12 protein-coding genes are annotated in these 12574 nt (G+C 68.0%); 5 read left to right on the top strand and 7 right to left on the bottom strand.

Features of this window, described 5'->3' with window-relative positions; all coding sequences use genetic code 11:
- A partial coding sequence (locus VNE62_13140; protein ID HVE93225.1) for a hypothetical protein occupies positions 1 to 180 on the bottom strand: 180 nt, incomplete at its 3' end.
- Positions 181 to 917: 737 nt separating this feature from the next.
- Positions 918 to 1706 (bottom strand): helix-turn-helix domain-containing protein, encoded by a 789-nt coding sequence (locus VNE62_13135; GenBank protein HVE93224.1) that lies wholly within the window; start codon positions 1704 to 1706, stop codon positions 918 to 920.
- Positions 1707 to 1787: 81 nt separating this feature from the next.
- On the opposite strand from VNE62_13135, the gene VNE62_13130 reads away from it, so the two are divergent.
- The gene (locus VNE62_13130; GenBank protein HVE93223.1) at positions 1788 to 4880 is read left to right on the top strand and encodes a tetratricopeptide repeat protein; all 3093 of its coding nucleotides are present in this window, start codon (positions 1788 to 1790) and stop codon (positions 4878 to 4880) included.
- On the opposite strand, the gene VNE62_13125 is transcribed toward VNE62_13130, so the two are convergent.
- Positions 4877 to 5005 carry a hypothetical protein gene (locus VNE62_13125; protein ID HVE93222.1) on the bottom strand — a complete coding sequence of 43 codons (129 nt, stop codon included), beginning with the start codon at positions 5003 to 5005 and terminating at the stop codon, positions 4877 to 4879. The genes VNE62_13130 and VNE62_13125 overlap by 4 nt on opposite strands.
- Before the next feature lie 60 nt (positions 5006 to 5065).
- Here VNE62_13125 and VNE62_13120 point away from each other — a divergent pair, with 60 nt between their 5' ends.
- Positions 5066 to 5965, top strand: a complete 900-nt coding sequence (locus VNE62_13120) for a DUF1028 domain-containing protein (protein ID HVE93221.1) — start codon at positions 5066 to 5068, stop codon at positions 5963 to 5965.
- 35 nt (positions 5966 to 6000) lie between these two features.
- Positions 6001 to 7581 (top strand): methylmalonyl-CoA mutase family protein, encoded by a 1581-nt coding sequence (locus VNE62_13115; GenBank protein HVE93220.1) that lies wholly within the window; start codon positions 6001 to 6003, stop codon positions 7579 to 7581.
- 4 nt (positions 7582 to 7585) lie between these two features.
- Here the strand turns inward: VNE62_13115 and VNE62_13110 are convergent, their stop codons facing one another.
- The 4 genes from VNE62_13110 to VNE62_13095 form a co-directional block, all read right to left on the bottom strand.
- Positions 7586 to 8347, bottom strand: coding sequence for a metallophosphoesterase (locus VNE62_13110; GenBank protein ID HVE93219.1), 762 nt, complete (start codon positions 8345 to 8347; stop codon positions 7586 to 7588).
- Entirely contained in the window at positions 8344 to 8616 is a 273-nt protein-coding gene (locus VNE62_13105) for a BON domain-containing protein (protein HVE93218.1), read from the bottom strand. The genes VNE62_13110 and VNE62_13105 overlap by 4 nt, the downstream gene beginning before the upstream one ends.
- Entirely contained in the window at positions 8613 to 9275 is a 663-nt protein-coding gene (locus VNE62_13100; GenBank protein ID HVE93217.1) for a nucleotidyltransferase, read from the bottom strand. Before VNE62_13100 ends, VNE62_13105 begins: the two co-directional genes overlap by 4 nt.
- Positions 9276 to 9353: 78 nt before the next feature.
- Positions 9354 to 11291: an ATP-dependent DNA helicase UvrD2 gene (locus VNE62_13095; protein HVE93216.1), complete on the bottom strand. Its 1938-nt coding sequence runs from the start codon at positions 11289 to 11291 to the stop codon at positions 9354 to 9356.
- Positions 11292 to 11400: 109 nt separating this feature from the next.
- Between VNE62_13095 and VNE62_13090 the strand changes: the two genes are divergently transcribed.
- Positions 11401 to 12237, top strand: a complete 837-nt coding sequence (locus tag VNE62_13090; GenBank protein HVE93215.1) for a hypothetical protein — start codon at positions 11401 to 11403, stop codon at positions 12235 to 12237.
- A gap of 19 nt (positions 12238 to 12256) precedes the next feature.
- On the top strand, positions 12257 to 12574 hold a 318-nt coding region (locus VNE62_13085), incomplete at its 3' end, for a hypothetical protein (protein ID HVE93214.1).

Raw genomic sequence — 12574 nt, 5'->3', positions numbered from 1 at the left:
GACCGCTTGCGGAAGGTCGGCTGGAGGCACCTGCAGCAGATCCCTCCAGGGGGCCCAGCGCGCCTGGTGCGGCACCCCAACCCCCGGCAGGTCCGCACCGGTCGCCGGAACGGACGTGATCATGACCGCCAGGGAAATGAGCAGGCTGACCGCGGTGGGCTTCCGGCACCTTTTCGGCATCTGCGAATGCTTCGCCGCCCACGGGGCTGCTTCCTGCCCCCCCGACGGCTGTCGGAGGCCAGCCCGTTTCACCTGTCGAGCGCACCCCCTCAGCAGCATCCGGAACCGGGCCTCCCCAGGGCCCGGTTCCCCCCTTGCCGGGCAAAAAAAAAGACCGCGGCCCCAGACCGCGGTCTTTCTGAGCGCTGCTCCCCATACACCTCTTCGAGATCTGCCTATGAGTTCTGCGGCCGGGCCGGGATTCCTTCTTTTGGTCGGAAACTTTTTTGGACGAGGCTGCCCGAAGCATCGTGTCTGCCGCACCGGCCGATCAAAAGGCCCCCCGACGGCTCCCGGGGCCCACCCCGTTTCACCTGTCGAGCGCACCCCCTCAGCAGCATCCGGAACCGGGCCTCCCCAGGGCCCGGTTCCCCCCTTTCCGGGCAAAGAGAAAAGACCGCGGCCCCAGACCGCGGTCTTTCTGAGCGCTGCTCCCCATTCACATCTTCGGAATTTAGCTATGTATTCGCGCTTCCGGTCCGAAATCCTTCCCGGCTTTGGGGATTTCTTCCGAGCCCGGCTGCTGCGCCTTACGTCCGAGAAACGCCTCAGGTGCGGAATTGGATATGGGTGGGGGCGACGGCTCGGGCGCCCCCATACGTTTCATTCAGTGAGCGCACCCCCTCAGCAGCGTGGAACCGGGCCTCCCCAGGGCCCGGTTCCTTTTTTTCCAGAGCGACCCCAACGGAGTGCCTCCTCTAGGAACCGACGGCCTCACCGCGTTCCACCCAGTCGCGCAGGTTCTTCTCAAACCGGGACAGGTCCCCGTGCGTCCGGATCCCCTCGGCCCCCTCCTCGGTGATGGGGCCGAACGCGTACATCGACTGCTTCACCACGGTCTGGTCCCCGTCGATACTCAGCTCGTACCAGTGCTCGAGCGTCGTTCCGCCGCGCAGGCTGCCCATCAGGCAGTAGCTGTTGGGCGGGTCGAAGTACTTGACGGTTCCGTAGGAGATGCCGCGTCCGTCACCCCAGTCCTCGTAGCAGGTGCCGCCCACGCGTGGCTCGAACACAATGCGCCGCAGTCTCTCGCCGCCGTAGTTGTGGGGGTACCACTTGTGCTGCTCGTCACACAGCGCCTGCCACACCTTCTCCCGCGGGGCGTGCACGCGCAGCTCGTTTTCTATGTGGACGACCCTCGCGACCTGCTCTTCAACTACCGGCATGTCTCCTCCTCCTTGTTCCTCCACGTACCGCTTTAGCGCGACGGCTCGGCCTGCCGCCGCGTCCCCGAATCGGCTGACCCACCGCTCGTAGACCTCCCTCAGCGGGACGGCATTCAGATGGTTGAACCTGTGCCTGCCTTCCCGGCGGACGAGCACGAGCCCCGCTTCCGAAAGCACGTCCAGGTGCTGCATGACGGCGAACCTCGACAGCGTGGGCACCGCCTCCGCCAGCTGGCCGGTGGTCCGGGGGCCGGCGGCGAGCAGGTCGAGCAGCCTGCGCCGATGGGGGCTTCCCAGCGCCCGCCATACCTCGTCCTGCATGTGATGTTTTTATCACACGATCTCGAAGCTGTCTACTCCCTCCCGCCCCCGTCCCCTCGACTTCGGCAGACTTGCGGGGCGATGCCAGAGGCGCCGGCCACCTTCTTGTTCACGGACATCCAGGGAAGCGTGCGGCTGTGGCAGCGCGACCCCGAGACCATGGGCGCCGCTCTCGCACGCCACGAGGAGGTGATCGGTTGCGCGGTGGAGGCAGCCGGCGGCCGGGTGATCCGCAGCAAGGGTGAGGGCGACAGCATCTTCGCCGTGTTCCCTGATGCACCCTCGGCGGTGGTGGCGGCGCTCCAGGCGCAGATCGCGCTCCACGGCGAGCAGTGGCCGGGAGCGATCCCGCTCCGCGTGAGGATGGCGGTCCACAGCGGCCGGGCCGACCACCGCGATGACGACTACTACGGCGTTGACGTCAATCACTGCGCGAGGTTGCGCGCCGCGGCCCACGGAGGACAGGTCCTGCTGTCGGAGGCGACGGCTGAAGTGGTCAGTCCGCATCTGCCCCCACGGGCATCGCTGGTGGACCTCGGCCCCCACCGCCTCCGGGACATGCCCGGTCCCCAGAGGGTCTTTCAGCTCGCCCACGCCGACCTTCCGGCCGAGTTCCCGCCCCCGGTCGCGCTGGACCCGCACCACCACAACCTCCCGGCACCACCGACGGCTCTGGTGGGGCGGGAACGCGAGCTGCGGCTTCTCACGGACCTGCTCGGGCAGGGAGATGTCCGGCTCGTGACGCTGACGGGACCCGGCGGGATCGGCAAGACCCGGCTTGCGCTCGAGTCCGCCCGCAACCTGCTCGGGAGGTTCTGGGACGGCGTCTGGTTTGTGGACCTGTCGGCGGTGACCGAACCGGAGCGGGTCCTGCCGGCGGTAGCGGCGGCGGCTGGGGTGCGGCAGTCCGCACGGGCAACCGTGCGAGACACACTGGCGACGGCATTGGCCGACAGGACCGTCCTGCTCGTACTGGACAACTTCGAGCAGGTCGTCGAAGCAGCCGATGACGTGGCGGCGCTACTGGCCGCCGCCCCCGACGTCAAGGTGCTGGCCACCAGCCGGGAGGTCCTGCACCTGCGGGGGGAGAAGGAGCTGCCCGTCGAACCGCTGGCGGTGCCGGGGCAACAGGTCCGGTGGGCCGAGGAGCTGGAGTCCGTCGATTCGGTTCGGCTGTTCGTGGAACGGGCGAAGGATGCGCGGTCGAACTTCCAGCTGACCGATGAGAACGTGCCGCACGTCGCCGGGATCTGCCGGCGACTGGAGGGCCTGCCCCTGGCCGTCGAGCTGGCGGCGGCGAGGATCCGGAACCATGAGCCGGCGGAGTTGGGCGCCATGCTGGAACGCAGACTCGACCTGCTGACGCACGGGCCTCGCGACCTCCCGCAACGCCAGAGGACGCTCCGGTCGACCATCGCGTGGAGTGTCGAACTGTTGGATGACGACGAGAAGCGGGCGTTCGTTGCCATGTCGGCGTTCCGCGGCGGCTGCACTGTGGAAGCGGCTCGTGTGGTTTGCGGCGACCAGTCCGGACAGATCCTGGAATCACTGGCTTCGAAGAACCTCATCCGGAAAGAGGAGAGCTACGCGGAGCCGCGCCTGAGCATGCTCGAGACTGTTCGCGAGTTTGCCCTGGAGCTGCTGGATCCCCAGGACGATGCCCTGGAGCGTCACGCCGACTACTACGCCGGATTGGCGGCGGAAGTCCGGCGGGGGCTGCGGTCAGCGGATCAGGCGAAGTGGATGCGGCGCGCGGACCCGGATCAGGAGAACCTCCGCGCAGCGCTGGACTGGCTGAACTCACAGCCGGGTTGCGAGGGGAAGGCTCTCGCGATGACCATGCATTCGGCCGACTTCTGGCACTTCCGCGGGCTTCTTCGCGAAGGAGAGCAGCAGATGGCACGGGCGGTGGAACGGGCCAAGGACCCGACCCCCCTGAGAGCCAGGGCGCTGGGCAACCGGGGCAGTTTCCTTGCCGAGATGGGGCAGTACGAGCAGGCGCGGGAACTGGCTCTGGAAGCGCTGTCCATAGCGGAACACACCGGGGCGACGGCCGAAGTCGCATACGCGGCCAATCTTCTCGGTGGCCTCGCCAACATGATGGGCAGCTTCGAGGAGAGCCGAGACTTTTACGAGCGGGCGCTGGAGGCCAGGCGCAGCCTCGACGACGAGGCGGGGGTGGCCGTGTGCCTGCACAACCTGGGACTTCTGGCTTCTCAACTCGGGGACAATTTGCGAGCCGGGCTGTACTACCGGGAGGCAATCGCACTCCGGCAGTCGGTTAAGGACCCCCGGGGCGTCGCGTCCTCCACGAACGGTCTGGCTCGCGTGCTGATGGACACCGGACGGTTGGAGCAGGCAGCGGAGCTGTTCGAAGAGTCGCTGAACATCCGGCGCGAGATGAAAGACGCCAAAGGGACCGCAACTTCCATGAGGGGGCTGTCCGACGCCCTGCGCCGCTTGGGGGAGTTGGATCGGGCTCGTGACCTGATCCACCAGGCCCTCCAGATATTTCGGGAGATCGGCGACCTGAGCGGAACAGCGAACGCGCTGCAGGGCCTCGGGAACATCGAGCAAATAGCCGGGGATCACGAAGCGGCATTGGTCGTGTACCGCCAGTCGCTGGATCAGCTCCAGGAAATCGGACACAAGTCGGGTGTCGGCAACGTCCTTCGGGGAATGGGGAGCGCCCACCTCGCGCTCGGCGGCATGGCCGAGGCGAGACGGTGCTTTGAAGAGTGCCTGGAGGTCCGTAGGGGTTTTGACTCCGACGTGGACGAGGTACTGATGGACCTCGCACAGCTCGACCTGCTCGAAGGCAGCGTCGAATCAGCGCGGCCCCGGCTGTCAGAGGCGCTGGCCTTCTCACGGAACAGGGGGACCGTGCTGCTGCCGGAACTGCTGCTCACGTCGGCCGCGGCCATGCGTCGCCAAGGCGACCACAGGGGAGCTGTCTGCGTCCTGACGGCTGCGCTGGCACTCCCCGAACGGGGGCTGGGACTGCTCAAGGAAAAGAATGCGGTCCGCGCCCAGCGGGAGTTGGACGAGCTGCGGGCGCAGCTGGCCCCAGAAGAGTTCGAGCAGACGTCCGCATCGGGGGCCACGTTGTCGGTTGACGAGGTCTGTGCCTTGGCGGCCGGCAGAACGTCCGGCCGAGCCACAGGGCGCCCCTAGAACAGCCGAAGCAGGATGTTCAGAACGATCGTACCGACGACCGAGAGCACGATCGACACGACGATCATCGTCAGGCAGCCTGCGCCGCCGCCGAGCGGCTGCATTTCGAAGCGTCCGAACCTCATCGCCCAAACTGATACCCAACGCTGGCTCAAATCACACGGAAGAAATGAAGTGGAGGAACGTTGACGTACTCGATCGTGGCGCGCGATGCCGGGACCGGCCAGATGGGTGTGGCGGTCCAGTCGCATTGGTTTTCCGTGGGGTCGATCGTGCCGTGGGCGAAGTCCGGTGTCGGGGCCGTCGCGACCCAGGCCTTCGCCGAGGCGTCCTACGGTCCCCTCGGTCTGGAGCTGATGGCCGGGGGCCTGCCGGTGTCCGCTGCTCTGGCGGCGCTGCTGGCAGCCGATGAGTCGGCCCCCAGACGGCAGGTGGCGATGGTCGATGCGTCCGGTGCCACGGCGGTGCACACCGGGTCCATGAGCATTCGCGAGGCAGGTCACGTGCAGGGCGACCAGTTCAGCGTCCAGGCGAACATGATGCTGCGGCCGACGGTCCCGGATGCGATGGCGGCAGCGTTCTCGGCCTCCACCGGTGACCTCACCTCCCGGCTGCTGGACGCGCTGGACGCCGCGGAGTCCGAGGGCGGGGACATTCGGGGTCGCCAGTCGGCCGCCCTGCTCGTCGTAGCAGGCAGCCCCACAGGCCGCCCGTACGTCGACCGGATCTTCGACGTCCGCGTGGACGACTCACCGGACCCGCTCGGCGAGCTCCGCCGGCTGGTCGCGGTCAAGCGCGCTTACGACCGGATGAACCGGGGCGACGACCTGCTCGCTGCAGACGACGCGGAAGGCGCCGCGGCGGAGTATGCGGGGGCCCAGCAGTCGGTCCCGGGCAACGTCGAGTTCAGCTTCTGGCGCGGCGTGATGCTCGCCGGCGAGGGCAAGGTGGACGAGGCCCGCGACTTTCTGCGAGTGGCGCTGCAGTCGCCCGCCGGTCACTGGGACGAGCTGCTGCGCCGCCTGCCGGAGGTGGGACTGCTTCCCGACGACCGATCGCTCATCGAGTCTCTGCTCTCCCCCTGACGTCGCCTTCGCGCAGCGGCGTCTACGATCTTTTCGTGACCGAGCGCAAGCAGACCTCCTCGGGGTTCCAAGTCGAGCCCGTGTACACCGCAGAGCATGTGGAGGACCTCGGCCTCCAGGAGCGCCTCGGCCTCCCCGGTGAGTACCCGTACACCCGCGGTGTCTACCCGGACATGTACCGCGGCCGCCTGTGGACGATGCGCCAGTACGCGGGCTTCGGGACCGCCGAGGAGTCCAACGCCCGCTACCGGTACCTGCTCGAGCACGGCCAGACCGGACTCAGCGTCGCCTTCGACCTGCCGACCCAGATGGGGCTGGACTCCGACAGTCCGTCCGCCGAAGGAGAGGTGGGCAAGGTCGGAGTCGCCATCGACTCGCTGGAGGACATGCGGACCCTGTTCTCCGCCATCCCGATGGAGCAGGTCACGACGTCCATGACCATCAACGCGCCCGCGGCGATGCTGCTGCTGCTCTACGAGCTGGCGGCCGAGGAACAGGGGGCCGACCCGTCGAAGCTTGGCGGGACGATCCAGAACGACGTCCTGAAGGAGTACATCGCGCGCGGGACGTTCATCTACCCGCCGAAGCCCGCCCTGCGTCTGATCACCGACACCTTCGCCTACTGCGCGAAGGTCCTGCCGCGTTGGAACACGATCTCGATCTCCGGGTACCACATGCGCGAGGCCGGCAGCACCGCGGTCCAGGAGGTCGCCTTCACGTTCGCCGATGCGTGCGAGTACGTCCGGGCGGCCGTAGCCGCCGGGCTCGACGTGGACAAGTTCGCGCCGCGGCTGTCCTTTTTCTGGGGCTGTCACAACGATTTCTTCGAAGAGGTCGCGAAGTTCCGCGCGGCGCGCCGGCTGTGGGCGCGGATCATGCGCGACCGGTTCGGGGCAAAGGACCCCAAGTCATGGATGCTGCGCTTTCACACCCAGACCGACGGCGCCACCCTCACCGCACAGCAGCCGGAGAACAACGTCGTCCGCGTGGCGTACCAGGCGATGGCCGCGGTGCTGGGCGGGACGCAGTCACTTCACCCCAACTCCCTGGACGAAGCCCTGGGCCTGCCGACGGACCGCTCGGCGCGCCTGGCCCTGCGGACGCAACAGGTCCTCGGACACGAAACCGGCGTCGCCTCCACGGCGGACCCGCTCGCCGGCTCCTACTATGTCGAGCGGCTGACGGCGGACGTCGAGACGGCAGCGGAGGCGCTGCTGAATCAGGTCGAGGAGCGCGGGGGGGCGGTCGAGTCGATCACCTGGATGAAGCGCGAGATCGAAGAGTCGGCCTACCGGGAGCAGAAGAGCGTGGAGTCCGGCGAGCAGGTCGTCGTCGGGGTGAACAAGTTCGTAATCCCGGAGGACGAGCCGATCGAGGTCCTGCGTCTGGACCCGGCCCTCCAGCGCCGGCAGACCGACAAGCTCGAGAGGCTCCGGGCGACGCGGGACCAGGGGGGAGTGAAGCAGAGCCTGGAGGACGTCCGCGACGCCGCCCGAGGCGCCGACAACCTGCTGCCCGTCATGAAGGACGCCTTGGCGAAGATGGCCACGCTGGGCGAGGTGTGCGGTGTCCTTCGGGACGAGTGGGGCACCTACCGCCCGGAGTCCACCCTCTGAGGAGTCACTCGGAAGTCCGGCCCCCGGACGTCTGGGCCATTTCGGGCGACGCCTCCCCGTCCAGCACATACAGGTTGAACGCGTGTCGGATCAGCGGCTGGGACACGTTGCGCACCGGGATTCCTCCCGGCGTCACGCCCTTCTCCGTGCCTGCGTGGGCGTGCCCGTGGAACACGATGTCCGCGCCTGCGCGGTCGATCGCCTCGGCGAGCAGGTAGCTGCCCAGGAACGGGTAGATCTCCAGGCGCTCGCCGTGAAGCGTTCCCTCGATGGGCGAGTAGTGCAGGAGCGCGATTCGACGGTCGGCGTCAAGCGAGCGCAGGGACTGTTCGAGCCGCGACGCGTGCAGCTTCGTGTGCTCGATGAAAGCCTTCATCTCGGGCTCCCCGAAGTCTGAGCCGCAGGCGCCGGCGAAGCCGCCTCCGAAGCCCTTCGTCCCGGCGATGCCGAGGCGCTGTCCACCGACGTCCAGTACGCACGTCTCCCCCTCGAGCACCCGGACTCCGCATTCGGTCAGCAGGTGCCGGATCTCGTCCTGCTCGTTGAGGTGGTAGTCGTGGTTGCCGAGCACCGCCACGCAGGGCACGCCCAATCCGGACAGCTCGCGCGCCAGGACTGCTCCCTCGGCTGCACGGCCCACGTGCGTCAGGTCTCCGGCCAGAAGCAGGACGTCGGCGCGCTCGGACAGGTCTTTCAGGTGCGGGCGTAGCGTCCCGGCCGAGTCCTCCCCGAAGTGGACGTCGCCCACCGCGGCAAGGCGAATCATCCGATGGACTCGGTTCCCGTGGCGTCGTCCAGCATCGACACGGAGATGTCGTTTCGGACCTCGCAGTCCGGACACAACTCCTCCACCACGGTCGAGATCCTGGCGTGGCGCGCCGGGGTGGCGACGGTGCCGGTGAGGAAAATGCGGCCCCCCGCCACCTGGACGTGGACGTCCAGCTCGCCCAGCATCGGGTCTTGGGCGATGGCCGACCGGATGCGCTCGATCAGGTACTCGTCCGGCTCGGGCGCCGCACCGGGCTGGTCGCTCACGACGATCCCTCCTGTCCGTAAACCTGGTCGAACAGCGTGCGGATGACATGGGCGGGGATCACCACGTCGTTTGAGGACGCGTAGATGAGCAGGCTGAGGACGCGCTTCGTCGCGTGTCGCGCCCGCAAGAGCAGATAGTCCCAGTCCAGATCGGTGCGAATCAGGATCCCGAGGGCGTCGTGCCAGTGGCGAGGCCGCTCCTCGTCGTGCACGGCCGCCTTGATGACGACGATGTCCTCGGGGGGAGCCAGCGGCAGCTTCACTCCTTTGAACTCGCCGTGGACGGCGCGGGCCAGCATCTCGTCGTCGAGGTACAGGTCGCCCTTGGACTTGAAGATCACGTCGATGACGACCCCGTCCTTGATGGCCTTGTAGAGCCACAGCGGGTTGGTCTCGTGAGTCTCGAACCCGGCCCTGGACAGGACCTCCAGGGCCTTGTCCGCCTCGTCTGACCGCACGAAGATGTCCACGTCGTGCGTCCAGCGCGGCCGGCCGAGAGCCGCCGAGGCAAGGCCGCCGATGACGACGTGGTCCAAGCCTTCGGCACGCAGAACGTCCAGAGCCTGGGACAACACCGCGAGGAAGTCCTCGTCGGGGGGGTGCGCGTTGTCGAAGGGCGTGGCCGTTCCGGGGACCAGCGTCTCGGACTGCTCGGACATGCCACCTCCGTCGCGTGTTGCCTCGGTTCTGAACCTTACCCGCGCGGACGGAGGCCGAACCGGGTGGACCGGCGGCGGTTACGGCCGGTTGGCCGACTGAACCACGTCGAGCACCTGCGTCCCGTACCGCGCGAGCTTCGTCGGACCGACTCCCGCCACGGCCGCGAGCTCGGCCATCGTCGCGGGCACCGTCTGGACGATCTCCCGCAGGGTGGCGTCGTGGAACACGACGTAGGCGGGAACCCCCGCTTCGTCGGCCGCCCGCCTGCGCCACTCCTTGAGGCGGACGAACAGCTCGGGGTCGTCCGGCTTGGAAGAGCCGTTGCTCCCGCTGGACGCCGTCCGCGCCGGCCGGGCCGGCTCCGGCAGCAGCTCGCGAACGAACCGTGATGGACGAACCTTCTTGCCGTCCCTCGTGCGCACCCACGACAGCGCGAGGTGCCGCTTCGCCCGGGTGATCCCGACGTACAGCAGCCGCCGCTCCTCGGTGACCTCCTCGTCGGAGGCCGACAGGGCGAAAGGCAGCTCCCGCTCTTCCAGGCGCGGCAGGAACACCGCCTCGAACTCCAGGCCTTTGGCCCGGTGGTAGGTGGAAAGCACGACACCGCGGCTGCCCTCGGCCTCCGAGGCGAACCGCGCCGCGACCGAGGAGATGAACTCCGCCACGGAGACGTCCGGGTCCTCGGCGGCTATCGCCACCAGGCGGGACAGGTCCGCCTGCCGATCCGCTTCCTGCCGGCCCTCGGGGGATGCGTCCGGGTCCCATCCGATCTCGCGCGCGGCGTCCTCCACGGCGTCCGCGGCATTGGTCTCCGGACGAAGCCGGGAAAGACGCGCCAGCACCGTCCGGGGGCCGGGGCGCTGCAGAAACGCGCCGTCGCGGACGTGCACCGGCAGGCCGGCGCGGGACAGCGCCATCTCGTAGTCCTGAGAGCGGGCGTTTATGCGGTAAAGGATCGCCACCTGCTCGGGCGAAACTCCTTCCGTTTTTACGAGCCGCCGGACGCTGCTCACGATCGAATCCAGCTCGGCCCGGGCGTCCTCGTGCTCGGTGAGGGTCGCGCGGGGGCCGCTGTCGAGCACCGGCTTGAGCACCTTCGACGCTCCGCCCAGGCGTCCGGCGAGCCGGTTGGCCACCTCCAGCACTTCGGGAGTCGAGCGGTAGTTGTCCTCCAGGGTTACGACCTTCGCCCCCGCGTGGCGGTCGCGGAATCCGAGCAGCCGCTCCGGGCTGGCGCCGGTGAAGCCGTAGATCGACTGGTAGTCGTCGCCCACCACGCACAGCTCGGCGCGGCCCCCGAGCCACGCCTCCAACAAGCGGGCCTGGAGCAGGTTGACGTCCTGGAATTCGTCCACCGTGAAGGCCCGGTAGCGGTCGCGGACACGTTCTGAGTTGGCAGGACTCTCGAGCAGCTCGATCGCCCGCTCGAGCAGATCCTCGAAGTCGATCAGCCCCGCCTTGGCCTTGCGCGACTCGTACTCCCGGTACAGGCGCAGCATGATGTCCGGCGGCAGGGGCGGCGTGTGGTCGCCGAGGTCGTCGAGGTAAAGCGCTGGAGCGACCCGCCGGTTCTTCGCGCGCTCGATCTCGCCCGCCGCGTCGGCGGTGGGACGGAACTTGTACGGCGGAGGCAGCCGGCGGACCAGGGGGCCGACGATCTGCGCCTTGGACGAAAGAAGCTTCGGCGGCGACTCGTCCATGGCGGACACCTGCGCGAGCGCCTCGGCGTGGAAGGTCCGGGCCCGGACGTTTCCCGCCCCCAGGGCCTTGAGCCTGGACCGCATCTCGGCCGCCGCCCGGTCGGTGAACGTGACGGCGAGGATCTGTCCCGGCGGGAAGGTGGACGTCGCCACCTGGTATGCGATGCGGCGGGTGATCGTGGTCGTCTTGCCTGACCCGGCCCCCGCAAGGATGCACAGGGGGCCGCGCACTGTCTCCGCCGCCGACCGCTGGGACTCGTTCAGGTCATCGAGGACACGTTCGCGTTCGGACGAGCGGGGGCCGAGATCGAGCATCCGGCAAGGATGGCCGCTGGGTGCGACATAGCGGTGCCCGACTCGCCTGACAGAGGAGTGCCCCCATTGCTACATTCATGCACAAACTCAACAGGGGGGACATCAACACATGAGCCTTACCATTCTCACTCGCCGTCTCGCCTCACTGGCGACCGTGGTGTCGATTGCTGGAGTAGCTTTCGCGCCGCCGGCGGCCGCCGCCTCGGCCGACCTTGCGCTCGAAAAGACGTGTCGAAACCTCACGGCTGACAGAGGTACCGGTTTCACTCCAGCTGAGCCTGACGAAGAGATTTACGTAGGGCCAGGCGATCGGGTCGAGTGCACGCTGGAGGTAACCAACAACGGCCCCGACACCGCTGGGGACGTCAATCTCTACGACTTCCTGCCAGAGCGGGTGCGGCTGGAGGGGGAACCGGTCTCTGAACCTCCCCCACCAGCGGGGTTCCAGTGCTTCGTCTCCGACGACGGCGACCAAATCTCTTGTGGCGACGAGACGATGGCGAGCGGTGAGACCAACGCCGTCACCTACGTCATCAGGATGCCGGACGACATGCGGCCTGGGGAGTCGTTTACAATTGCAGCGATCACCGGCTCCGACACCCCTGACCCGAACTCCGACAACAACCGCGATACCAGCCGGTTCGGGATCGAGGAGTGCGAAGAGGGGGTCGATGCCCGCGGCGCCTCCCGCGGCGTGTCAATAACAGGCACCCGCGGACCGGACATCATCTGCGGCTCCCGGTTCGGCGACTCCATCAACGGACTCGGCGGCGCGGACGTGATCTTCGCCTACGGCGGCAACGACGCCGTCAACGGGGGGACCGGAAACGACTACATCAGCGGCGGCTCCGGCAACGACGCGATCCGCGGGGGACCTGGGCGCGACCGAATTGTGGGCGGACCCGGCCGGGACGCGTGCAGGGGTGAAGCCCGCACCGGCTGCTGAGCGGCGATAGGAGAACATCGTGAGCCTGGACAGACCAAAGGCAGCTACGCGAGCGACCTTGCTGGCAGTGACAGTTCTCACCGCGGGAGTGGCTTTCGCGCCGCCGGCGGCCGCCGCATCGGCGGACCTCTCACTCGAGAAGACCTGTACGAACGCCACGGCAGATAGAGGAACGGGATTCGCCGGCCCGGAACCGGACGAGGAGGTCTACGTCGCACCGGGGGACTTGGTCGAGTGCACCGTCGTGGTCACCAACAATGGGCCCGATGACGCGACGAACGTCCTGATGGCCGACCGAATTGACGGCTCCGCCCGGATCGAAGGCGAACCCGTGGAG

The organism is Actinomycetota bacterium (assembly GCA_035536535.1).
GTDB lineage: Bacteria > Actinomycetota > JAICYB01 > JAICYB01 > JAICYB01 > DATLNZ01.
Note: the sequence above shows the minus strand (reverse complement) of the source record. Positions and strands in the feature narration are given on the sequence as shown.